This window comes from Microcoleus sp. LAD1_D5 (genome assembly GCF_036702115.1).
GTDB lineage: Bacteria > Cyanobacteriota > Cyanobacteriia > Cyanobacteriales > Microcoleaceae > Microcoleus.
The window spans coordinates 1-24,793 of record NZ_JAUBSA010000026.1; the positions used below are offsets into that span (position 1 = coordinate 1).

At 47.8% G+C, this 24,793-nt stretch carries 19 protein-coding genes; 13 read left to right on the forward strand and 6 right to left on the reverse strand.

Annotated features, from left to right (window positions below; all coding sequences use genetic code 11):
* Positions 1-378: 378 nt before the first annotated feature.
* Positions 379-1,581: a hypothetical protein gene (locus QUA70_RS13195; RefSeq protein WP_333334650.1), complete on the forward strand. Its 1,203-nt coding sequence runs from the start codon at positions 379-381 to the stop codon at positions 1,579-1,581.
* A 128-nt stretch (positions 1,582-1,709) separates the two neighbouring features.
* Here QUA70_RS13195 and QUA70_RS13200 read toward each other — a convergent pair whose 3' ends face one another.
* Positions 1,710-2,294, reverse strand: a complete 585-nt coding sequence (locus QUA70_RS13200; protein ID WP_333334653.1) for an endonuclease dU — start codon at positions 2,292-2,294, stop codon at positions 1,710-1,712.
* Between the two features lie 100 nt (positions 2,295-2,394).
* On the opposite strand from QUA70_RS13200, the gene glpK reads away from it, so the two are divergent.
* The 4 genes from glpK to QUA70_RS13220 all read left to right on the forward strand — a co-directional run bounded on the left by glpK (position 2,395) and on the right by QUA70_RS13220 (position 5,602).
* Positions 2,395-3,882 carry a glycerol kinase GlpK gene (gene glpK, locus QUA70_RS13205; RefSeq protein ID WP_333334655.1) on the forward strand — a complete coding sequence of 496 codons (1,488 nt, stop codon included), beginning with the start codon at positions 2,395-2,397 and terminating at the stop codon, positions 3,880-3,882.
* A 74-nt stretch (positions 3,883-3,956) separates the two neighbouring features.
* On the forward strand, positions 3,957-4,328 hold the full coding sequence (locus tag QUA70_RS13210) for a c-type cytochrome (protein ID WP_333334657.1): 372 nt from the start codon (positions 3,957-3,959) through the stop codon (positions 4,326-4,328).
* 229 nt (positions 4,329-4,557) lie between these two features.
* Positions 4,558-5,058 (forward strand): DUF3122 domain-containing protein, encoded by a 501-nt coding sequence (locus QUA70_RS13215; protein WP_333410443.1) that lies wholly within the window; start codon positions 4,558-4,560, stop codon positions 5,056-5,058.
* Positions 5,059-5,386: 328 nt separating this feature from the next.
* Complete coding sequence (locus QUA70_RS13220) at positions 5,387-5,602, forward strand: hypothetical protein (protein ID WP_333031954.1); 216 nt, start codon at positions 5,387-5,389, stop codon at positions 5,600-5,602.
* Positions 5,603-5,772: 170 nt separating this feature from the next.
* Here the strand turns inward: QUA70_RS13220 and QUA70_RS13225 are convergent, their stop codons facing one another.
* Complete coding sequence (locus tag QUA70_RS13225) at positions 5,773-8,865, reverse strand: pentapeptide repeat-containing protein (protein ID WP_333344288.1); 3,093 nt, start codon at positions 8,863-8,865, stop codon at positions 5,773-5,775.
* 297 nt (positions 8,866-9,162) lie between these two features.
* On the opposite strand from QUA70_RS13225, the gene rplU reads away from it, so the two are divergent.
* Together rplU and rpmA are read left to right on the forward strand one after the other, a co-directional pair.
* Positions 9,163-9,555 carry a 50S ribosomal protein L21 gene (rplU, locus tag QUA70_RS13230; RefSeq protein ID WP_172190164.1) on the forward strand — a complete coding sequence of 131 codons (393 nt, stop codon included), beginning with the start codon at positions 9,163-9,165 and terminating at the stop codon, positions 9,553-9,555.
* Between the two features lie 27 nt (positions 9,556-9,582).
* Positions 9,583-9,882 (forward strand): 50S ribosomal protein L27, encoded by a 300-nt coding sequence (gene rpmA / locus QUA70_RS13235; RefSeq protein ID WP_006634942.1) that lies wholly within the window; start codon positions 9,583-9,585, stop codon positions 9,880-9,882.
* A gap of 303 nt (positions 9,883-10,185) precedes the next feature.
* Here the strand turns inward: rpmA and thiS are convergent, their stop codons facing one another.
* A complete protein-coding gene (thiS, locus tag QUA70_RS13240; protein ID WP_333332090.1) occupies positions 10,186-10,398 on the reverse strand; it encodes a sulfur carrier protein ThiS in 213 nt (70 codons plus the stop codon).
* Positions 10,399-10,495: 97 nt separating this feature from the next.
* A complete protein-coding gene (locus QUA70_RS13245; RefSeq protein WP_333332087.1) occupies positions 10,496-11,578 on the reverse strand; it encodes a thiamine phosphate synthase in 1,083 nt (360 codons plus the stop codon).
* 219 nt (positions 11,579-11,797) lie between these two features.
* On the opposite strand from QUA70_RS13245, the gene QUA70_RS13250 reads away from it, so the two are divergent.
* The gene (locus QUA70_RS13250) at positions 11,798-13,675 is read left to right on the forward strand and encodes a DUF1565 domain-containing protein (RefSeq protein WP_333332085.1); all 1,878 of its coding nucleotides are present in this window, start codon (positions 11,798-11,800) and stop codon (positions 13,673-13,675) included.
* Between the two features lie 781 nt (positions 13,676-14,456).
* Here QUA70_RS13250 and QUA70_RS13255 read toward each other — a convergent pair.
* Complete coding sequence (locus QUA70_RS13255; RefSeq protein WP_333332082.1) at positions 14,457-15,134, reverse strand: peptidoglycan-binding protein; 678 nt, start codon at positions 15,132-15,134, stop codon at positions 14,457-14,459.
* Between the two features lie 263 nt (positions 15,135-15,397).
* Here QUA70_RS13255 and QUA70_RS13260 point away from each other — a divergent pair, with 263 nt between their 5' ends.
* From QUA70_RS13260 to QUA70_RS13275, 4 genes are all read left to right on the forward strand, one after another.
* Positions 15,398-17,329: an SdrD B-like domain-containing protein gene (locus QUA70_RS13260; RefSeq protein WP_333344290.1), complete on the forward strand. Its 1,932-nt coding sequence runs from the start codon at positions 15,398-15,400 to the stop codon at positions 17,327-17,329.
* Between the two features lie 82 nt (positions 17,330-17,411).
* Positions 17,412-17,579, forward strand: coding sequence for a hypothetical protein (locus tag QUA70_RS13265; RefSeq protein ID WP_333332077.1), 168 nt, complete (start codon positions 17,412-17,414; stop codon positions 17,577-17,579).
* Positions 17,580-17,869: 290 nt separating this feature from the next.
* A complete protein-coding gene (locus QUA70_RS13270; RefSeq protein ID WP_333332074.1) occupies positions 17,870-20,305 on the forward strand; it encodes an SdrD B-like domain-containing protein in 2,436 nt (811 codons plus the stop codon).
* Positions 20,306-20,703: 398 nt separating this feature from the next.
* Positions 20,704-21,564, forward strand: coding sequence for an SDR family oxidoreductase (locus tag QUA70_RS13275; protein ID WP_333344292.1), 861 nt, complete (start codon positions 20,704-20,706; stop codon positions 21,562-21,564).
* 283 nt (positions 21,565-21,847) lie between these two features.
* Here the strand turns inward: QUA70_RS13275 and QUA70_RS13280 are convergent, their stop codons facing one another.
* Positions 21,848-22,876: a hemerythrin domain-containing protein gene (locus QUA70_RS13280; RefSeq protein ID WP_333332068.1), complete on the reverse strand. Its 1,029-nt coding sequence runs from the start codon at positions 22,874-22,876 to the stop codon at positions 21,848-21,850.
* Positions 22,877-23,222: 346 nt separating this feature from the next.
* Here QUA70_RS13280 and QUA70_RS13285 point away from each other — a divergent pair, with 346 nt between their 5' ends.
* The gene (locus QUA70_RS13285; RefSeq protein ID WP_333332065.1) at positions 23,223-24,488 is read left to right on the forward strand and encodes a pitrilysin family protein; all 1,266 of its coding nucleotides are present in this window, start codon (positions 23,223-23,225) and stop codon (positions 24,486-24,488) included.
* The last annotated feature ends 305 nt before the right edge of the window (positions 24,489-24,793 follow it).

A 24,793-nucleotide genomic window follows, 5' to 3' on the forward strand; every position in this document is an offset into this window, starting at 1 on the left:
GATAATTAAATCAATGTCAGCTCCACCCCGCTCGTTGCATTTAATTGGACTTTATTTATGATCCTTGCGCTGTAAAGCTTGTAGTCTCGTTCCAAAAACTGTCCGGAGTATTGTAAAAGAGGACTTTCGCTATAAGCCCCGTGGAATTCATTCCCTGGCGGACTGCCGGGTGAGCGGGAGGATTGGCGGACTAAAAGCTTAAGTTGACACGCCTTGGCTCCTGCCCAACCCTTACTACCCACAAGAACACTCACTCTTTGTGTTTGTGGAACAGGTAGCTTGCCTGTTCTTGATAATGGTGCAAGATATCAGATCATCGGAAATGGTGACTTTCGAGCTTGTAGCTAAATTTGACTCTCACTTTTAATCTGGTGTGCCGTGAAAAGAAATCTATCAGCCCTTAAAAAAGCTTTACAGTTTGGGATTAGCGGTGCTGTCGGCGGTTTCGCCGGCAATCTAATCACCGAACCTTTCATGCAGCGGCTCAATAATCCACAATCTGTTTTTGACAGTGTATTCTCTACAGCTCGCTGGTTTGGATTGGTAGGCGGTGGTATTGCTACTGCTATCATGTTCGGCTATTATTACTATATCAAAGGCAAGCCTCAAATTAAACAGGCTTTAAAAAATGGCGGATTGTTTGGTTTAATAGCAGGAGCCATTTCTGGGGCGATCGCCGAAGGTATTTATAGTGGGATTGGCGACGGAAACAACGAATTATTGCGAGTAATTTGCTGGGGAATAGCTGGCAGTTTGTTAGGACTGGGACTTGCACAGCGGATTCCTAATTTGGGAGCGCTTCGCGGCATGGGAGGCGGCGGTGTTGGAGGAGTTTTGGGCGGCTGTTTGTTTATTCTGTTTGCTTACAATTTATCCGGTACAGCAGGCCGTTTAGCTGGCTGTGCTGCGATCGGTTTTTGGATTGGAATCATGCTAGTTGTAGCTGAAACTTTGTTCAACAAAGCTTGGCTGGTAATTAGTTACGATACCGGAGCAAATCGCACTCTCACTCTGGGTTCGGAACCGATAACTTTTGGCAGTGATGAAAATTTGTCTATTATCTGCATTCCTAATGTTTCGCCCTTGGCCATGCGGTTTCAATTGGAAGCAGGTCAAATTGTTTGCGAGAATGTTGATAGCGGGGCAGTGAGTTATTTGCGATCGGGCGACCAAAAGAAAATCGGCAACTGTACAATTACAGTAGGAAACTCTGACTTGCCTGCTGCAACTTCGGCTCAGGTTCCGCCTAGTATTATATCACCCAAATCCGCAGCAGATTATTTTACCAGCAGCCAATTTTCCCTGAAATTAGGCAGTCGAGTTATTCCTCTGAGTGCGGGAACTCAACTATTCACCTCTGACATACCGAGTTTAACAGCCGCAGCATCTAACGGTCTTGTAGCTATAGTCACTTCTCGATCGAGAAACGAGCTTTCGTTAGGATTGACCAATTTGTGCGATCGCGCTTGGTGGGCTACAGACATTCAAGGCGATATAAAAATGGTAGAATCTGAAAGTACCCTGACTTTGGCGTTGGGAACTAAAATCGAATTCGGTGAAATTGACGGCGAGATTGTGTAAGTAAGTGAGTACAAACAGAGATATTGCACCCTTGTCAATAAACCTTTCATGGGCTGCCAGAATGCCCACCCCAATAAAATTTAGTTAGTCTTTGTGGAACGGGCATCTTGCCCGTTCTTAACAAGAATTCAAGCAGAACTGCTGCTAACTCCATTAATTACCGCCGCACCAATCAAATGAGCCAAACGCAAAGCTTCAGGAACTTTCCCAGTGTCTGTCAAACGCTGAAGCACCAGCGCAATTACTTCGGGTTTTTCGCCGCAAACTTGAAAAAAGAAAGGTTCAAAAGCGTGAATTTTACCAGCGCGGCGCAACAATTCTAAACGGTATTCCGAGTCTGGTAAATGACCGAGGGCTTTTTCAACAGCAGCTAAATCAGGTTGGCGACGCATGACAGCAACGCAAGGAATTTGCAGCCGCAATGCTAACTCGGAAAGGTCAATAATATTGAAGCCACCGAAAGCAATTCCGTCTAGCAAAACGAGATGCAATTGCGGCAGAAATTTGCCTCCGAGGAGTAGCCCAGAAATAGCATCCGTGGCATCTAATCCGTCTGGGAGGACTTGTCCCCACACCATTCCTTCAAATCGAGTTCCCCCGCAGACTATGCCCGCGATCGACACCAGACTGCCGCTTGTACGAGAAAAAGGAGCGTCGTCAAAGCCAATAACCTTAATTGTGCGATCGAGCCTCAGCAAATCTGCCAGTTTCAACTTGTGGAGTTCCCTAAGCTAAAGTTTTTGACATTAATTTGACTTCTAGATATAGTATCATATACCTTAAAGACCTCATTACTAAAAATATTTTAGACAAGTGGCAAAAAAATACATAGCAGCGATCGACCAAGGAACCACCAGCACCCGATTTATCGTATTCGATCGCCAGGGACAGATAATTTGCCGCAACCAACAAGAACACCAGCAAATCTATCCCCAACCAGGATGGGTTGAACACAATCCCGATGAAATTTGGCAGCGCACCCAAAGCGTGATTAAAAATGCCCTCGAAATCGGCAATATCGATCCCAAAGATATTGCTGCACTCGGTATTACCAACCAGCGCGAAACTACAATTGTTTGGGACAGAAAAACTGGCAAACCTTACGGTAATGCGATTGTTTGGCAAGATACCCGCACTCGCTTTATTTGCGATCAATTAGCTGAAGTTGAGGGCAAAGATCGATTTCGAGCACGATGCGGTTTGCCGCTGACAACTTATTTCAGCGGGCCGAAAATTAAGTGGATGCTGGACAATATTCCAGGATTGCGCGAAGCTGCAAATCAAGGGGATGCGATTTTTGGCAATGTCGATACTTTTCTGATTTGGCACCTGACTGGCGGCGCGCACATTACCGATGTTACCAACGCCAGCCGCACGATGCTGATGGATTTGCAAACCCTTGATTGGGATGCCGAAACTTTGGAAATAATGACAATTCCCCGCCAGATGCTGCCAGAAATTCGCCCTTCGAGTCAAGTTTTTGGAACTGCAAAAGGATTGCTTGCAGGTGTTCCGATTGCTGCTGCTTTGGGCGATCAGCAGGCCGCCCTTGTCGGGCAAACTTGTTTCAGTCCGGGGGAGGCGAAAAATACTTACGGTACGGGCTGTTTTATGCTGCTGAATACCGGTGAGGCGATCGTCCCTTCAAAAAACGGGTTACTAACAACAGTCGCCTACAAGATGGGGGAATCGCCCGCTGTGTATGCTTTGGAAGGCAGTATTGCGCTCGCCGGAGCTTTAGTGCAGTGGCTGCGGGACAATTTGGGCATCATCAACACATCTGCGGAAGTAGAAACATTAGCAAATACAGTCGAAGATAGCGGCGGAGTTTACGTTGTCCCGGCTTTTTCTGGCCTCTACGCGCCCTATTGGAAAGACAACGCGCGGGGAGTAATTGCAGGTTTAACTCGCTACGTGACTAAGGCACACATTGCCCGCGCAGCATTGGAAGCTACAGCGTGGCAAACGCGAGAAGTATTGGAGGCGATGAATGAGGATTCTGCTGTGCAGCTTTTGTCTCTAAAAGTAGACGGAGGAATGGTGGGAAATCACACGCTGATGCAGTTTCAGAGCGATGTTTTGGGAGTGCCTGTGGTGCGGCCTGTGGTAGCAGAAACTACTGCACTCGGCGCAGCTTATGCGGCCGGTTTGGCGGTAGGTTTTTGGAGTCAGCTAGCAGAATTGCGGGACAATTGGGCGGTGGATTGTACTTGGGAACCGAAAATGCCGATCGCACTTCGCGAACAAAAATATCGCTTTTGGAAAAAAGCAGTTTCCCGCACATTCGATTGGGAAGAATAAATCGCTGAGTTAACCCCAGATTGCCTATTTAGTGATATCATTAAATCCCGCACTATTTTTCAAGTTGCAAATAAATGATGTCGCTAAAAAACTTAAAAAAAATTCTCACCGCCTTTCTATTGATACTGACACTGGCATTTGTAGAAATCGCCACTAATTCCCAAATCGCCCTCGCAGATACAGCTACAAACCCCACAACCGCAGCCGAAGTTTTCAGCGCCAACTGTGCGGGTTGTCACATCAACGGCAGCAACATTATCAGGCGCGGCAAAAACTTGAAACAAAAAGCTTTGAAAAAATACGGCATGGATTCCATAGCCAACATTTCCAACTTAGTAACCAACGGTAAAGGTATTATGCCCGCTTACAAAGATCGTTTGTCGGCACAACAAATTATCGATGTTTCAGCTTACGTGCTATCCCAAGCCGAAACCGATTGGAAATAAACCAGAATATCTACATTGTAAGACCCGGTTTAGCGTTTAACTTCAGGAAACCAAGGCGAGGTGTAATGTAGGGGCAGGTTTAGCGCCTAACTTGGTCATCAATGAATAATCTTTATACAAAACCTGCCTGCTGCTTGTCTTCTATTCTTCATCCCTTCAGAATCTCAATACAAACCTGTTTTTTTCTATTGTTGGCTGAAGAACTGTAAATTATCGGAGGTATTGCAAGTTGAAAAAACATTATTGTTGGCGTAGAACTTTAACTGTCATTAGCTTGTGCTTGTATCTAATCTTAGCGGTTAGCCTGCCCGCTTTCGCCTCGATTCACAAATATCCAGAAACTGCTGAGACAGTAATGTTCCGATCCGTACAAAGCCTGCGCGATACAGACGATAAAGCATGGCAAGTTGTTTTGTACAAGCGAGTAAAGTCGGGAGTAGTAAAGTCTTTAAATCTGAGATTAGTAGGATTTCCCGGAACAGAATTGCAGCATCCTGTTCCTCTGAAAGTTGCGGCTGGCAAGCGCGAAATTGGCAAGGCTAATGATATTTGGAACGAGTCGGGTTTGCCAATTAATGTCGGAGAATACGACTTCCAATCAATAATTACACAATTGGAAAGTAATCGACCTTTGCTGTTGAGTTTTCCTGTGAAAAATCAAAAAGAAACAGAATTGCTGGTTCCTCCTTTTGCTGTCAGAGAATGGAGGCTGTTGTTAGACAGAAACTAAATATACCAATTTAAGCGCACTCTACATTTAAAATCCATACAACAATTTCCAATGTCACAAATCGCTATGTTTAAATTATGCCTTAAGGTAGATTTAACGTAGTTGAAGGATAATGTTGTCCGAGAAAAACTAAATATACCACTTTAATCGCACTCTACATTTAAAATTGCTACAGTTTCATCAATGTATCAAAAATAACTTTATTTACATAGACCTTAAGGTAGATTTAACCTATTTTAAGGGTAATTATGAAACAAACTAAAAGCTGAGTTAGTCGGTTGACAAAACTTCAGTGTTTTAACGTAGGTGTATTCAGGGTGAATCTACTATGACTTTAATCAGTAAAATTGTCAGAAAAGCTTTGGCAACAGGTTATTTAACGGTTGAGGCCGAAGAACAGTTGCGACAGCAGTTGCAGATGACTAAGTACGGTTTAGAAGATTTTGAGGCTTTTATTAATTTGCAAAAAGAGGTTATGGAAGGTAGGGTGAAACAGCAGGCTTTGGAATTGTTGCGATCGCGCAAATGTTCTGTGGCTGCTTGAATCCAGTCCGATCGACCTTTTGGATAGAATAAGGTCGATCGACCTTCGTATGTCGATCGGTCTTTCGGGCGCGGACTAGGAGGGCCCACCCCACAAGAAAATTCACTCTTTGTGGAACAGGCCGGAAAGCCTGTTCATAAAAATGATACGCCAAGCCTGGAAAAATGTTTCTACTGCATTCCTAGCTGTTGCCTTAACGCTTCTGGAACATTAACGGCTGTATCCAAACCTAGAACATTCTCCCACTTTGTATTTTCATCCCATTCGATATCTCCAAAAGTGCCATCGCTGAGGTTTGCGTCGCTGAGCTTTGCGCCACTGAGCTTTGCGCCACTGAGCTTTGCGCCACTGAGCTTTGCGCCGCTGAGCTTTGCGCCGCCTAGGTTTGCGCCGCTGAGGTTTGCGCCGCTGAGGTTAACACGGCTAAGCTTTGCGCCTATAAGCTTTGCGGCAATGAGGTTTGCGCCACTGAGGTTTACGCGGCTGAAGTATGCGTCGATGAGATTTGCGCCACTAAGGTTTGCGCCACTAAGATTTGCACCGCTGAGGCTTACGCGGCTGAGCTTTGGGCCAATGAGGTTTGCGCCACTAAGGTTTGCGCCGCTGAGGTTTGCGCGACTGAGGTTTGCGTCACTGAGGTTTGCGTCACTGAGGTTTGCGCGACAGAGGTCTGCGCCGCTGAGGTTTGCGCCACTGAGCTTTGCGTCACTGAGGTTTGCGCCGATGAGGTTTGCGCCGATGAGGTTTGCGTCGCTGAGGTTTGCGCCGCTGAGGTTTGCGCCTCTGAGGTTTGCCCCGCGAAGGTTTGCGCCTCTGAGGTTTGCACCACTTAGGAATCTCCCAACAGTTTGGATAAAGCCAAAATCCCCAACACAACAGCTATAACGGATGAGACGCAACAACCGACTTGCATCCTCAACTTTACCTTCAGCATTAGGTTCCCCATAAGGATAAAACATTATTTTGTCTTTTAATTCATCTCTCTGCTGACCGTAACGGTGCAACTCCAACAGCAAAATCATCACATTCAAACCAGCATAAATATCTATTTGTCGCTGTCCCAAATCTTGGGTTTTCAATTGATCTCGCAGTAGGCGCATCTTCTTCTGAGGCAAACTTTCCGGCAGCATATCAATAAATTCCCCATCGCACCACCGCAGATAAAAATCTTCCAGACGCAGGAATAACTCCACAAGACGAAACTGATTTTCCTCCCCTGCAACAGCCGGAGTTGTTAACAACCCCATCAAATATTCCACAATTTCTCCCGTCAGCGGCCCATAACCCAACAAATCATAAATTTCCCAGTCCATCTGAGAGTCTTGAGTATTAAATCCTCTACCTTTCTTTCCCGGTTCCGTCCACTCTTCCAGACTTTCTTTCAATCGTTCCGCACACAGAAATTCACCAAAACTCTTGTGTACAAACTCCACAGAACCTTCTTTACTGCCTTGCTGAAGATAAAAAACCGCCAAAGCATTTCTCAGAGGATTATCAATCCGTTTTTGTGCTTCCTCAAGAAATTTTTTAGCTGAGTCATGTGCTTTCAATCGTTCCTCAATCATCGCTACAGAAGCGCATTCCCCTCCCGACTGCACCACGCACAACCCTGCTTCTGTAAGGATGCGCCGCAAATCCTCTGTTTCCAATTCTGTCAAATCGCGATTGAGCTTATCAGACCGCTGCTCTGTGAGTACCCAATTCACAGTTTTGTTGTAAATCAAAATTTTTGCTTGAGTGCTGTTAGTTCCTTGAAAATTCTCAACTTTCAACGTTTTGTCCCGGTGCATCGCCGCTAACAGATAAAGCAAGAGTGGCTCTCGCGACAGTTCGGATTTTACATTCTCTGGACAACATTCATCTTCTAAAAACTGCTGAAAAGCTGAGGTTTTTTCTGCCCCAAATTGGTCTTCCCACTTGCTCAACCACTGTTGCTGTAGTCCGTCATCCATTACCTGAATTTCGACTCGCTCCAAGTTCTCTGGCAGTTGCCTTTCAATAGCTTGCAAAGCTAAAGTTCTGCCAGTAATCAAAACCCGGTGTCTCATTTCCGAACTCTGAGCGCAGTTCTCCTGAAATTTCCCTACTTGCTTGAGAAATTGCTCTAAACCCCCGTTGCTTCTCCCCTCCATCAGCAACTCGTCAAAGCCATCCAAGAAAAACAAATATCGCGTGTTTCGATCCGTCAACCAGCCGTCATCGCTAGCAAAACCCGCAGTAACTGCATCTTTTAGCGTTTCTCGAAAACTATTGTGCAATTTAGGAATATATCGCAGTCGAATTAACACGGGCGTCCAAACTGGATGCAAATTTTGCCCCACCCAGTCAGCAAACACCCGACAAAAAACGCTTTTTCCGCGTCCGGGCCCAGCTTCGACAAACATTACCCGATTTTGTTTGTTTTCATTCTCAAGCAAGTCTTTTGCCCAAGTTTCTAAATCGAAAGCTTCTGCATCATTTATGAGCTTGCCATTTTTATCAATTGGCTTTGCTTTCAGAGGCACGTAGATATCTTTGAATGAAAATTTTTCTTTAAATACCGATTCTAGCGGTAGAGAGGCAATCTGTTCTTGCAGGTAGTTGTCAATGCTGTGATATTGCTCCTGATCCTTCCGCCATTCGCTGAAAGAAGGCTGTCCAAGATGTTTCATGGCCTCGCCGGAAACTGCCCAAGCTTCGATTAAATAGCGGCCAGTATTAGCAGCAACTCTCTTTGTCAAAATTTGAGCTTCATCGGCATTCAGTCCGGCTTGTTGTAGCCGCTCTGATAGCACTAGGTTAAATTCCGTGGCTAACATCGAATCGCGGAAGCAAGTAACAGTTTCTTTGGCTGCTTTATCGCTCAATTCCCAATCTGCCAATTTTTTAAGCAACTGCTTAACTTTATCGGAAACCGGAGTTTGCCCGATGCGATTTAACAGACTTGCGTCTTCTTCAAGAAAATCCTTAAAACTTTCCAGATAAGCCGCCTGACTGACGAGGAAAATGCACTCAGCTAAAGTCGGCTGCTGGTGAGCTTTTTCAATAAAAAACGCCAGCATTTTCGCCGCAATCCCGACAAATGGCAATCCAGTTCCCACAACTTGAGCTAAGGGAGAGTTCAAAACCTCTAGCAGCAAGTTGCTATTGTCCAGCCCTTGTTCTTTGAACATTTTTGCCAATTCGGCGGCTGTTTTCCCAGCTTCTCCGATTCCCTCCGCTGCTTCGGCGGAAAACAGTTCTTTGATATCAGTATTGAAGAATTTCCCGATGCGATTTGCCATTTTTACCTGCCCTGTTTCACAAGAGAGAATCTGAGAAAATCTACATTTAACTCTGTAAGCATTCCGTAGTTCGTCGCCACAAATCTGTTCTCAAACTAACAATTAGAAAAGATTAAGTCTCTTTTACCTTGACAAAACTACAACAATCAGCAATAATAGTAGATTGTCTGTCTAAATCCGGCTCGGATCAGGTTAAGACATTCCAAAAGCTGGAGAGCAGTCAGCAGTCAAAAGTCCACAACGACTAATGACCAATGACTCATCAGCTACCTGTACGGCAATCTCAACAACCATCCCATGACTTACGCAATCATTGAAACCGGCGGCAAACAATTTCGGGTAGAACCAGGCCGCTTCTACGACATCGAACTGCTTCACGTCGAAGCTGAATCCAAAGTCACCATAGACAAAGTATTTCTCATCCAGCACGAAGGCGAGGTTCATATCGGCCAGCCTCTACTAGAAAATGCCACTGTAGAAGGAACGGTTCTCCGGCATTTCCGGGGCCGCAAAGTCCTCGTCTACAAGATGAAGCCGAAAAAGAAAACTCGGAAGAAAAAAGGGCACCGTCAAGAAACAACTCGCTTTATGATTGACTCCATCAGCGTCAACGGTACAGTCTTAGCCGCCAGAGACTTAACTGCAGCAGTTGTGGAAACTCCCCAAACCGCCGAAACTGATTCAGAATAAAAAATAGTAAATACAGTTGAGGATATTATGGCCCACAAGAAAGGTACAGGCAGTACACGTAACGGACGCGACTCTAATTCTCAGCGTCTGGGTGTCAAAAAGTACGGCGGTCAAGTTGTCAGAGCTGGCAACATTTTGATCCGTCAACGCGGCACCAAATTTCACCCTGGTAACAATGTAGGTATCGGCAGAGATGATACTCTGTTTGCCATGATTGACGGTGTGGTGACTTTTGAAAGAAAAGGCAAAACTCGCAAGAAAGTCAGCATTTATCCTGTTGTAGCAGCACCTGTGGCTGAACCAGTGGCTGAAGCTGTCGCAGTTTAATTGCGATATTTTGCGACGTTCATTAAGTCTCTTTTGTTTGTCTCAAAGTCTCGATCCCCCCTAGCCCCCCTTAATAAGGGGGGGACAAGATTTTTCTCAAAGTCCCTCTTAATTAACGGGCTTTAGGGGGACAAAATTCTTCTCAAAGTCCCTCTTAATTAACGGGATTTAGGGAGACAAAATTCTTCTCAAAGTCCCCCTTATTAAGGGGGATTGAGTGGGATCTAGACTTGAGTGCAAGCGACATTCCTAGGTTCTGCCCATTGGTGAAAATTTAAGGCTTAATTTGCCACCAATTTGTGGCTAGCCTCCTCCGACAATTGTGACAACTTCTAATATGTCGCCCTCTTGCATATGTGTAGATTCCCAAAATTGTTTGTGCAGAATTTCCCCGTTGTACTCCACAGCCACCAAGCGCGGGTTTAATCCCAATTGTTCTAGTAAATTTGGTAACGGTGTGTCGATCGCACAATTGCGGGTTTCTCCGTTAACTTGCAGCGCAATTTGATTTATCATAAGTAAAATATCAGTTTTCAGGGCGGGTTTGGTAACAAAATTATATTTTATGCACAGACTTCCTGTGCTAAACCCGCCCTACGAATCGCAAATAAACCTAGCTTTTCCCGTGCAAAGCTTTCTGAGCTTTCAGATTCTCCATCCGAATCAACTGCGAGATGAAAAACTGCGTGACTAAAGTAGGCTGTTCTGCTTCCATAATCGCGCGTACTATGGCAACCCTTTGAGATCCGGCATTCAATACTTCATCGAGGTTGTTGATATCAATTCCGCCGATCGCAAACCACGGAATCGGCGACTTATCAGCAGCATACCGCACATAGTCCAAACCTGCCGCGTGTTTATCAGGTTTAGTAGGAGTGTGGTAAACCGGCCCAACTCCAATGTAGTCGGCTCCCGCATCAATAGCTCGCTGCATTTCCTCGCCATTCGTAGTCGAACAACCGATGATGCGTCCCGGGCCCAGCAACTTGCGCGCTTCCGCCACAGGCAAATCTCCCTGTCCTAAGTGTACGCCGTCGGCATCCGCTGCGATCGCAAAATCCACGCGATCGTTCACAATCAGCAAAGCATCGTAGCGGTGACAAAGTTCGCAAAGCTGGCGCGCATTAGCCAGTTTTACCCCGTCGTCTGAGCTTTTGTCGCGGTACTGCACCAAAGTCAGTCCCCCTTGCAAAGCAGCTTCCACGACTCCCAACAAGTTGTCTCTCGGCGAAGTTACAAGGTATAACTGCGATCGAAGTAACTGCTGGTAGCGCCGATAAGCCAGCAAATTGCTTTCGAGAGTATAAACCCGATAGCGCATCTGCTTAAAAGCCGCGCCCATATTCCGATCGTAAATTTTGCCATACTCTTCGAGTACCCGCAGAGCTTCTTCCACCCGGCAGAAATTCGCCTCCAGTAGCTGCTGAATGCTCGAACGCTGCTCTTCCTGCGGGTGAGTCAACTCCGTACCCGGATCAGCCGGCGTATCCCTAGCACTTCGCAATTCTGCGACGTGCCAAGCAGCCAATTCTTGACGCAGTTGCTTGCACTCGCCAGCTAAATCGGCGTTGTTGAGACCAAACCTGCACCATTCTTCAATAATTCTCAACCCTTCGCGCGATCGATCTAAATTTGCATCTAAAATCCGGCAGAGGGCTGGCTGTGCCGGTAAAGTTCTGTTTTGTTTGTCGGTCATTCAGAACCACCCTAATTATAATTAATTTTACCAGTCAAACCGCTATATTCTCCCACGCCGTCAAGATTGTGGCAAAGCAAGCGGCTTAATTTTGGCATAAACCGATGTAAATTCGACAATTTTTTAAGTTTTATTGAATTTGATGAAAACAAAGCATAATAGATCAAACTTGATGAGAGTGGAATCGTTAAACTGCATACCACACTTCGGAGGAGAGCCGTGAGGTTAGCAGAACAACACAAAAGATTAACAGAAGAAAACCCCAGCAGGCGGGTGAAATCAAAGTTCGATCGCGAAAACCCGACACCGAACTCAGGAAGCGGAACTCGGATCGCAAATCAGTGGGGTTTATTTATGCTCCTAAATTCTCAATATAGCGAGTGCAAAGAAAATCGATCGCAAAAATCTTGTTTGAGTTCTTGCCTTCTGCTCGTCTTTGCGATGACCGCCTTTTGCAACCCTCAACCGTCAGTTATCGCTGCCGGGATACCCGGAGAGCAGCTACTTTCTCAGACCCTGGAGAGCGACATTAACATACTTTACGTCAGCTCGATCGGGGGCAGCGACACGGGGGGCAACGGCAGCGATCAAGCTCCGTTTAAAACCCTTACCTACGCCTTAAGCGTCGCCCCGCCCAAAACAGCGATTTTGCTAGCGCCCGGTACTTACAGCGAGCAAACCGGCGAAAAATTTCCATTAATGCTTAGGCCCAGCGTGACAGTTCAGGGAAATCCCAACACTCGCGGTCAGAATATTGTCATCAAAGGCGGAGGATACTTTATCAGTCCGACTTCGGCGGGTCAAAATATTGCGATTTTAGGCGCAGATGGGGCGGGACTCAGCGGGGTGACGGTGACTAATACCAACTATCGCGGTTACGCTTTGTGGATCGAATCGAGTTCTCCGACAGTTGTCAACAATACTTTTTCTGGCAGCACTCACGACGGCATTTCAGTAGTGGGTACTTCCAGGCCGACGATTGGCGGGAATGTTTTCTCGAAAAATGGAGCTAACGGCATTACGATTTTTGGCAGTTCCCAGCCGGAAGTTCGAGATAATGTGTTTGAAAACACGGGATTTGGGGTGAATGTAGCGCAGAACGCTTCGCCTCTGCTGATCGGTAATAAAATTACTCGCAATAAAGATGGCGTGGTGGTGCAAGCTGATGCTAGGCCGGTGCTGCGTAACAATTATATCGAGAGTAACCGGCGGGACGGAATTGTGGCGATATCGAGAGCTCTGCCGGATTTGGGAACTGCAACCGAACCGGGGGGTAATGTCATTCGCAACAACGGTCAGTACGATGTCAACAATGCGGCCAAAGGTCAAGTAATCCCAGCCTACGGCAATCAATTGTTGAGCAGCCGGACGACGGGATCGGTTGACGTGGCGGGAACTTTTACCCCTGGGCCAATTGGAGGAAGTGCTTTGCAGCTAACGACCGATCGACCTCCCAGCATCGGCGGCCCAGAAACTTCTCTCCCTGCTTACACTCCCGGGCGGCTAAGTCCCAGAGTGGAAAGAGCGCCAATTTCGCCACCTGCGCCGGTTTCCAGGCGACCGGTGCAAAATCGCTCGACACCGCCAAGCGCTCAGTTGCAGCAAGAGCTTTCTCCGAGGAATGCCGCTGCTTCATCGGTAGTCCCAGGGGCGATCGCAATTCCTGTGCCCGATCCGAATTATCGATCGGTTTCGGAAATTTCGGTACAGCAACCAATTATTCCTCCCAATTTTGATAGTTCGAGTTCGGTTTCTTCCGAGGGTAGATTGCCGGTTCCGGGCCGCAACATTCCTATCGGAAGGGGCGGTTATGTACCTGCACCTTTAGGGGGGAATTCTTTGCCCGATGCCGCGGATAATTCGCCGTCATTCGATCTACCGTCTGCTTTGGGTTTGCGCTATCGAGTTGTGGTGGATACCGACAGCCCGGACGATCGACAAAAAATGCAATCCCTCGTTCCCGGTGCCTTTCGCAGTTTTGCCAGCGGACGACCGGTGATGCAAGCCGGTGCTTTTCGGGAACGCGAAAAAGCTGAGGAATTGCTACAAATGCTCAGCGCTAACGGTTTGAATGCTCGAATTGAAGAAATTAAATGAAATGGTCATTAGTCATTAGTTAACTGTTGACTATTAACTGTTAACTGTTGAATGTTAACTAATGACCGAAAGAATCCAGGATACAAGCCCCCGGATTCATCCGTCCAGAAATAAAAAACCTGTATCCGATGAAACTTGCCCCCCGAATTTATCCGTGGGGTCAATGCTTCACTTCTTTAATCTAAAATCTAAAATCTAAAATCGATTGACTGTTGAGTGTTAACAGCCAAAGACTGCTTGCTACTTCAAAATTTCAAAATTTTAGGGCCTAGCATATCGGATGCCAGACCCTAAAAAGTTTGTAAATTAAGTTGATTCAAGTGGGTTTTTAGCTCTGCTGAGTTTCAGCAAACTACAACTAAGGTGGACTTTTTTGCAACTACTCTGCGGACGAGCTAGCTATCAGCGGAGTCTATTCAGACTTCTGTGTTTGATTGTGCGATCGCAACTTTTGATTCATGCAATAGCCTCAAGCTATCTAACAAATATCGAGCGCAATGTCAACCTTTCTTTGCTAATAAGCTACACGGTTCAGGCGTTGCCTGCGGACTAGAGCCGAGCGGGACAAATACTCTAATTCCAAATTTTTTATCCAAGTTTTTTGTGCTTCTTGGTTTTGCCCCTCCTGTTTTTAAGTTAACACCAACTGCGCGCATAAAAACACTTTGTTTACCAAACTTGACACTTTTTGATGTGAAGAAATACTTCCAAAAGGGATTATTAACAATTTGTACGATCGCCCGATACCGCAACGTGCACACCCGGCACTTTTCGCTTGCTGTCAACGCAGCAGAGCTTCCCAAGTAGCACGGCCGACTATGCCGTCTGCTGGCAGTTGATATTGTCGCTGAGCCGCCTTGACAGCAGCTTGAGTTTCCGGGCCGAATACGCCGTCAGCACTCACGCGTAAAAATCCCTTGGCCCGCAGCCGCTCTTGCAAATCTCTGACTGCCGCCCCCCGCATTCGTCTTCTTAAAACTGGAAAATTGGTTGGCTGCGCTTCGGGGCTAATCTCTGAGTTGTCGGTAGTTGTAGGATCGTTGGCGATCGGGTTTTCGATCGCACTCGGAGTCGCAGGAAACAGCCGGTTCCAAGTATCTTGACCGACTATTGCGTCTGGAGGCAGGCCTGCTGCTTCCTGGAACTGAGACACAGCTCTAGCGGTGCTTTGTGAGAAAATCCCGTCTACAGTGCCAGTATAAAAGCCCAACAATTGAAGAGCAGCTTGGAGTTCGATCACTTCCGAGCCGCGGCTGCCCAATTTGATTGCGGGGCGGACGATCGCACCTGTTTGAGCGATCGGGCTGTTGCTGTTACTCTGTTGGGAGGTAGGTAGCTGTGCCGCAGCAGGAGTCGGGGCGATCGAGCCTATTGCCAATAAACCGCACAAACTCCAGCCGAAGAGCAAACTTGGAACCTCGCGGGCGTCATTCCAGCTTGCTGTCAAGTTTTGGGACATTGGGAATTCGACCTCTGCAAAACTGGTAGCGATCGTACATCAAATCTGGAAAAAATTGGGAATTTCGGCATAGGGAATTGGGCTAAGGCATTAACTGATTCCCTGGCTATGCCTGCGAACCAGTTAACTCAAAACTCACAACTATTCTCCCCTTCCCTTTCCTAAAAATAATTTATCCCCTGAAATAGCTGCAATTGGCAAAAAAACTGCTAGATTGCCCTACAGAAAACATTGAACCGCGTTCATTGGGCCCCAGCAACACCATGTCCGAATCCAGCACCAGAACCGCCAGCCAAATAGACATCGGCAACGTCAACATCGGGAACTTCCAAGTCGGCAGCATCAGCGGCACCAAATACAACGACTTCAACGCCAACGGCCTCCCTGATCCGGGAGAAGTTCCCATTCCCAACTGGCAAATCTACCTCGACCTCAACAACAACGGCCAGCCAGAATTTAACGAACCTTCCACCCTCACAAACCCGCAAGGCAACTACATCTTCGCCAACCTGCCCCCGGGAACTTACCAAGTTAGGGAAGTCCAGCAGCCGAACTTTCGCCAAACTACCCCAAATCCCGCACCCATCACGATTACCAGTGGCACAAACACTGACAATATCAATTTTGGCAACAACTTTAACGCAGGGACGATCGCAGGCACAAAATTCAACGACATCAACAACAACAGCAGCCGAGATCCCGGGGAACAAGGGCTAGCTAACTGGCAAATCTACCTCGACCTCAACCGCAATAACAGGCTAGACGGCGACGAACCTTTTACTTTTACAAATGTTGAAGGCAATTACGCTTTTGTCAATATTCCCGCCGATACATATTTGGTGAGAGAAGTCCAGCAACCGGGTTTTCTCCAAACCACGCCTGACCCCGGCCCGGTTAACGTTACTTCCAACGCCACTGTCAACAACATCAATTTTGGCAATGTCTTTTTTGTCGGCAGCATCAGCGGTGTCAAGTTCAACGACCTGAATGCCAACAGCGTCCGAGACGCGACAGACCCCCCTCTGACCAACTGGCAAATTTACCTCGACCTCAACGGCAACGGCAGCGTTGACCCGGGCGAACCCAACACCATCACAAACCCGCAAGGCAACTACACTTTTGCCAATGTTTCTCCTGGCCGGTATTTGGTGAGGGAAGTCCAGCAACCGGGATGGGTACAGACTACGCCAAATCCAGGCCCGATCGACATTACCGGCAATACCAACGCTGTCGCCGTCAATTTCGGCAACAATTTACTCACTGGCAGCATCAGCGGCTTCAAGTTCAACGACCTCAACGCTAACGGCATCAACGAACCGACGGAACCGAGAGTTGCCAACTGGCCGATTTACCTTGATTTCAACAACAACGGCAGTTTAGATCCGGGCGAACCTGCGACTTTAACAAACCCCGAAGGTAATTTCTCTTTTATCAATTTGCCCCAAGGCACTTATGTGGCGAGGGAAGTCCCGCAGCCCGGTTTTCGACAAACTACGCCCAATCCGACTCCGATCACCGTGGGCAATGGCACAAATGCCACTAATCTCAGCTTTGGCAACGTGTTGGTGACTGGCACGATCAGCGGTGTGAAATTTAACGATTTTAACGCCAACGGCATCCTCGATGCCGGGGAACCGCCGATCGCCAACACTCAAATTTATATCGACCTCAACAATAACAGCAGTTTAGATCCGGGTGAAGCGAGTACCTTCAGCGATCTGCAGGGCAATTACAGTTTCCGTAACGTTCCTGTAGGTAGTTATGTTGTCAGGGAAGTTCCGCCGCCCGGTTTCATTCAAACGACTCCGCCTGCGGTGGTTGTTGTCTCGGCAGAGATTCAGGCTAGCAGCATCGATTTTCTGACGGGAGGGGCTGAGGGTAGGTCAGCTAAATCCTTGAAGGGCGACCCGCTGACGGATGGCAGCAGCTATGCGGGCGAACCTGCGGGCAATATGGGGACCGATCGCTTGCTTTTGAGCCAGGGTCATGATAGTGATCAAATTAGTAATTTTTTGAGTGATGGATTTTTTACGAATTTAGGCAATATTCCTAACTTTGGGCAACAGAATGTCGGTCTGGAGCCTAATGCACAAATTAGTAATTTTGTCAAGACAAATGAATTAAATAATGAATGGGGCGATCGCTCACTCGTTGGTGCCGATGGGCGCGAGAGATTTCTCGGTTATGTAGGGTGACACAAAGCTCGATCGCCCCGCATCCCAAACCACAGATAAAAATCAGGAAGAGGTTAAAGGGCGATCGCGTGATACCCTATTGTTGGCAACCTCCAAAGCCAAGCCAGAGTTCCGGGAAGCCCAAAGCTGGCTTGTATATGAGGAGCAAGATTCAGAGACAGTATCATACCTGTTTTTAGGAATTATCAGACAATTCCCCAAGTGCGATCGCCCTCGTGGCCCGGTCGCTCAAGTCACCGAGGTGCAGTGAATCTTAACGTTGTTCCAGCTCTAAACAGCAAGTGTCCACGGGCAGAAGAACTCCGGGCGCAAATCTTGAAGATATTGCGCTCAAATTGCCACAGCTATTCAAAACCTGATATAATCTCGTGCGACAAAGCTGGAGTAAGCCTGATGTTAGATGAGGAACCTTCGAGCAACGTAGACGTATGTATGATTGAGTAGCGATCGTCAGTCGCTAGCAGCAGCTAACTGCTGATTGACAAAGTGATACAGTAGCCTGTAGCTTACGTAGATTTAGGTGTGAAGGAAAAGAAAATCATGACAGACATAAAGGCTAGTCAGGTAACTCCTGTATTACCCCCAGTAGTGCTACCGCCAACCATCAATTTTGGCAACGCTCCTGCGGGTATCCAGGGTACCAAATTCCGCGACAACAACCTCAACGGCATTCGAGATGCAGGCGAGCCGCCAATCTCCAACGTCCAAATCTTTATTGACACCAATAACAACGGCACTGTCGAGCCAGGTGAACCCTCGACGTTGACAAACGCCACCGGAAACTTCGTATTTCCAGGCTTGCTTCCAGGCACCTATACAGTTAGGGAAATTCCGCCACCCAATTTGAACCCGACAACTCCTAACCCAGTTGTCGTCAACCTTACGGGCACTAATGCCACAGTGTTGTTCGGCAATGGTCCGATCCCGCCCGGTGGTGAGATTATTGGCTGCAAATTCCTCGACGTAGACAACGACGGCTTTCGAGACGGGAGTGAACCCTCGATGCAAAACGTCAGAATCTATATCGATGCCAACAACAACGGTGAGCTAGATCAAGGGGACACCAGTACCTTAACTGATAGAAACGGCGAGTTCCGATTCACCAATTTGCAGCCAGGGCTGTACCGGATTCGGGAAGAGCGAGCCAACGGGCCGGGCACTGAACCGTTAGAAAGAGATTTTCCCCAAAGCACCCCCCCCGGTAGCACCCCCCTGCTTGACGTTAACCTCGGCCAGGGCGAAATCTGGGCCTGCGCTCAAGTCGGCAACACTCCCCTGTACGAAATCCCGATCTTCAAATTCCGGGACGACAACGCCAACGGCATACAAGACGCAGGGGAAATTCCTCTCTCGGGCATCCCGTTCATCATCGATGTGAACCGGAACGGCCGAACAGACACGGGCGAACCGCAGTTGTTCACTGGCGCTGATGGTAGGGCTACCTTCAGAGATTTGAAGGCTGGCAGCTACTCAGTATTGGAAACCTTTGAAACCTTCATAGCCAACCAGCCGCCAATTCCAACTACCCAGAACCCGGTAGAAGTCACAGCCCCCGGGCCCCAATCGCGACAGCAGGGAACGCTGCCTTTCCTAGTGGCAGATGCAACAGTTCCCGGTGGCCAGCGCGTCGTTTCGGCGAACTTTCCGCCCCCGTTCCCGCCGCTCAACCCGGAACCGGCAGTCTTCTTCACCTCGATTCCGGTAAATCCAGGCAGCGGTGCAGTCGGGAATACGCGCCCCAACATCACAATCTTCAAATACAACGATAAGAACGCTAACGGTCGTTACGAACCGGGCAACACTCCAGAGGAAGGGGGCATTGCCGGCGTCACGGCTTACATTGATGCCAACGACAACGGCGCCCTCGACACAGGGGAACAGTCGATAGTAACTGACGCCAACGGACGCGCCGCTTTCACCAACCTGGAACCAGGCAATTATGTGGTTCGGGAAGTCGCGCAGGCGGGTTTTAGTCCTACTACTCCGGATCGGGTGCAGTTCGACCTCAGCACTCAAGATGCCAACGTCGTCTTTGGCAACACCCCCAACAGCCGGATCACTGGGTGCAAATTCCAAGATGTGAACGGCAACGGCTACCGAGACGGCTTTGAAACGCCGATCGCAGGGGTCACAATCTACCTCGACAGCAACGGTAACGACGCCCTCGATGCGGAAGAAACCACTAGCGTCAGCGATCAGTTCGGCCGCTGGGAGTTTGGCAATTTGACCCCCGGTATTTACCGAGTCCGGGAAGTCACGCCTCCGAATTCTTTCCAAACTACTCAACCACTGGACATCGTACTGGGCGCAAACCAAACGTTTACTTGTGCTTTGGTAGGCAACAACCAGATCCCTCAGAACCTTAGCTTTAACGAGCCAGTTGAGAAGTTCCGCGACGACAACCGCAACGGCATTCGAGATGAGGGCGAGCCTCCTTTGGAGGGCATCCCGTTCACCTTGGATTTGAATAACAACCGGCTCTACGATCCTGCTACCGAGCCTCTGGTATTTACTGATGCGAATGGTATTGCCCTGTTCACCAATTTAGCTCCGGGCACCTATTCGCTATTGGAAGTTTTCAACGCTCCGGGCGTTCCCAACCCGTTCCCGATTCCGACCGGGCCCAACCCTGTTCCTTTAACGGTGCCGGGACCGAATGCGTCTGTGACGCCAGAGCTAACGATTATGAGCATCGATCCGCTGACTGGTGGCACGGGTGTGGTAACTGCTTCTAGCATCCCCAACGATAATGATCCGCTGAATAACCCCGAGCGTTCAGCGGCGGCTCTGGTACAGGCCAGCACCGCCGATGATGATCGCTTGCTCGCTTCTAAGACTGAGACTGGTGTTAGCACCTTTAACCCCAACGATTTGCGAAACTCGGCGAATTCCCTGATGGCAATATTTTTTGAAGAGAATGGTCTCGATAAATCATTGTTCGTCGTTCCTCCTAAGCCTACGCCTTCGCTGCTTTAATCTTAAGTTGGGTCTTTAGTTTGAGACTCATCAATTAGCCACTAGCTTGTTTAAACTGCACGTCAAATCATGTTTTGGCGTGCTTTTTGCTGTTGTGACAATAATTAGAGGCTCGCGGGGCGGGTTTATGGATTTCTTTAATTACCGCAAATATTTTTCGTGAAACCCGCCTCTACAACAAATATATCCCGATGCTCGTAGGGACGGATTTTATCGACAATCTTTGAGGAAAACTCACAATTTATATAAACCAGCCCCCCACAATCATGGGTTCGGCTGACGGGTTTATTTATCTCTTTAATTACTGTCTTTAGTCGTAGAGCGCGATCGGCAAAAAGAGCGATTCCCTAGTTCCAGAAAACCTTTATTTATAGAGGTATAACCTAGAGGAATATGTTATGCCAACTCAACAACAAACCAATCCGGCTCAACATCAAGAACAGCAACCCGGTATTGAATCGCAAATGACCCCGCAACCCCAATCCTTCGCGGAGGGCTATCGCGGTAGCGACAAATTGCGGGACAAAGTAGCCTTAATTACTGGCGGAGACAGCGGTATCGGGCGTGCAGTGGCGATCGCCTTTGCCAAAGAAGGCGCTAACGTGGTCATCAGCTATCTTAACGAAGATGATGATGCCAAAAAGACCAAAGAGGCGATCGAACAACAAGGCCAGCGCTGTATTGCGATCGCCGGCGACATCGGCGACGAAAACGTCTGTCAAAACCTTGTAGAACAAACAGTTAAAGAATTTGGTAGCCTCGACATCCTCGTCAACAACGCCGCCGAACAGCATCCCCAAGAAAGCATTGAAGACATCACCGCCGAACAATTAGAGCGCACCTTCCGCACCAACATTTTCTCAATGTTTTACCTCACAAAAGCCGCTCTCAAACACCTCAAAGAAGGAAGTGCAATTATCAACACTACCTCTGTCACCGCTTACAAAGGCAATCAACAATTATTAGATTACTCCTCCACAAAAGGAGCAATTGTTGCCTTTACCCGCTCTTTGTCTCAAAGTTTAGCTGAGAAAGGAATTCGCGTCAACGGAGTAGCTCCCGGCCCGATTTGGACGCCTCTAATTCCCTCGACTTTCCCTGAAGAAAAAGTGGAGAAATTTGGTGCAGACACAGCCTTGGGACGCGCCGGTCAACCCGATGAAGTTGCCCCCAGTTACGTGTTTTTAGCTTCAAAAGATTCGTCTTACATGACGGGTCAAATTTTGCATCCCAACGGCGGCTCTGTGATTAATGGCTAAAATCTTCTTGTTTCCAATGCTCGTAGGGGCCGGTTTTACCGGAAACCTTTGATGAAATTCATAATATAAATAAACCCGCCCTCCACAACTCGGGGGCGGGTTTATTTATATTATGAATTACCCGAAATATCTTTCGTGAAACCCGCCCCTACAAATAATATATTTATTTTTTAAAATAGTCTTTCAAAAAAACAGTAATCCCGCTACCCACGTAGCGGGATTGATAGGTTGCAGTTTAGCTACTCTCTAGTTTTGCTAGAGCTACAATTAGCTCGCTGCTGAATTAGCTCATGTTAGCCATTTCTTGCTGCATGGTGCTTTTGGCTGCTTTGAATTGAGTAGCCATTTGTTCCATTTGTGCTTCGCTCAGGTTGCGGCGAATTTGAGGTAACATATCGTTTTCTTCTTCTTTCACGTGATCCTGAACCGCTGTTTGGAGCTGTTTGATTTGGGCTTTAAAATCAGAAGAACTGGGGTTGAGAGCCTTAATTTGGGCGAGCATTTGCTTCATTGCTGCTTGCTCGTCGTACAGTTCTTGAGTATCGGTGTAGTAGCTGCGAATTGCTGGATAAACTATTTGTTCTTCGGCTTCTGCGTGAACGCTGAGGTCTTTGTAAAGTTGCCCGAAGAATTCTTGCAGTTTTTGAGGATCGTCGGTTTTTTCGATTTCCATAAAGAGGGTATCGACTTTGCGGTGATCCATGGTGAGGATTTCGGTGATGTTCATCTCATCTTTGGTGCGGGTAACTGCACCGCCGATGATGCCGGTCATAGCTGCCATTGCATCTTGTACGCGGGCCCAAACGCCTTGATCGGGGTCTTTGCCGGTCAGTTCGCGCACTCCTAAGACTTCTAAAACTCCTTTGAGTTGTTCTTGGTGAGCGCGGTTTTCAAAGTTAACTGTGTTGAGCGGGGTAATGGCGGCTTCGATGTCGGCGCCAACTACTTGGGCGGCTTTATGAATTAATAAGCCAGCCATTGTTTGTTTGTGTTTGAGCAGTTCGTGCTGGGCGACTTTTTCAAACATGGTGAGTTCAGAACCTTCCATAAGTTTCTGAACTTCTTCAATCATTTTTGTGCTGGTTTCTTTGGGTTCGGCTTGAATGCCGTATTGCACGATCGTAGTTTCTAATACGCCCATGTTTTTGCGATCGTCCTCAAGCATATGGCGGAAGCGATCAGCCAGTTCGGAGTCGTTGCAGGAATTGATGAACAATTGCTCGTTGGCGATCAACAGGTTTTGCAGCGCTTTCATGTCTGCTAATTTCATCGCGATCGCTTGGCGCTTGGTATCTTCTAAGGTAGCTACCATCTGTCGTTTCTCCTCTCAATGTCTTTAGTGTTCTTATATTTCTTAATTTATTGAAATATTCTGATAACATCCTCTTTCTCCCGACTGATTCATTAATATCCCGCGCAACCTATTGACTTTTAAACCAAGAAATGATACTTAATTAAGGCTAAGGTCGTTTTTTAAAAAAGCAAAAATTACCCTTAATAACAACTGCCAACTGACCACTGACCACTGACCACTGCCAACTGCCAACTGACAACTGCCAACTGACAACTGACTTTTGTATCAATTAATCCCGATCGCAGAGCTGTAAAGCGCTACCATAGTTGGAGCCGAAGTTAACTAAAGTTTAAGAATAACTAGCTTGTCTCAACTGCTCACTGCTTTAGAGTTCCCAGCCAATGTCTGGAAGCTCAACAACGGGTTAACGGTAATTCACCAGCGGATTTCGGCCACACCGGTGGTCGCCCTAGACGTGTGGGTGAGGGCTGGCGCTACGCTGGAGCCGGATTCTTGGTCAGGAATGGCTCATTTTCTAGAACACATGATATTTAAAGGGACGGATTCGATTGCCCCTGGAGAATTTGACCAGGTAATCGAAAATCGCGGCGGTGTCGCCAATGCAGCTACAAGTCACGACTACGCCCATTTTTTCGTCAACGCTGCGGCCGATTATTTAGCAGAAACAGCGCAGCCACTGGCAGAATTGCTGCTGCGCGCTTCGATTCCCGATCGAGAATTCGATCGCGAGCGAGATGTGGTGCTAGAAGAAATCCGTCAAGCTCAAGACAATCCCGATTGGCTGGGTTTCCAAGCAATGATGGAAACAGTTTACCAGCGGCATCCCTACAGGCGATCGGTACTCGGCACGGAAGAGCTGCTGATGTCGCGAACTCCCCACGAAATGCGCTGTTTCCACCGATCGCACTATCAGCCGGAAAATATGACTGTGGTGATAGTTGGGGGAATTGATGAACAACAGGCCAGAGATGTTACGGGGAAAGCATTCGAGCAGTTTTACGATCCGTGGGATTGTCCCAAATTAACCGCAGAGGCGGAACCGCCACTGATAGAAATTCGCCGTCAGGAATTGAGCCTGCCCCGATTAGAGCAAGCCCGGCTAATGATGGCCTGGACGGGCCCGGGAGTGGAACACTTGCAAAGTGCTTGCGGCTTGGATTTGCTGTCGGTGTTGCTCGCAGACGGGCGAACTTCGCGTTTAGTCAGGGAACTGCGGGAAGAATTACAATTAGTAGAGGCGATCGAGAGCACTTTCTCGCTGCAACGGGAATCGAGTTTATTTACTATCAGTGCAGTCTTGGACGCGAAGGATGTCGAACAGGTGGAATCTCGGATTTGCGATCGACTTTGGGAATTGCAGTCTGAGCCAGTTTCCGAGGTAGAATTGCTCCGCTGTAAGCGTTTGCTGTGCAACGATTTTGCTTTCTCGCTCGAAACGCCGGGACAGCTAGCGGGTCTTTACGGATATTACAATACGATCGCCACTGCGGAATTAGCGCTCAGCTATCCCACCAGGATTAAAGCATTTGGGCCCTTAGACCTCCAACGCCTAGCTCAACAATATCTCTCTCCCCGACGCTATACAGCCGTCGTACTCAAACCAATCTAATCGTTAAGCTGGTGAATATAAATATCTTTTGTACCGGATAGATGTTCGGCATTTGTGCGGGGTTCTCTGTGGTTGTGGCGCACCCTACGGGATAGAGGTTCGGCGTTTGTCCAGGGTTCTTTGTGCTTGTGGCGCACCTTACAGGATAGATGTTGTTACATTTAGATGTTGTGCGTCAGGCCCTGCCCGGTATGACATCATACAAGATGCAAATGGAAAATAGAAAAATGGCAATCAAGTAATTACCAATTACCAATTACCAATTACCCCTTCCCAATTACCAATTACCTCTTCCCAATTACCAA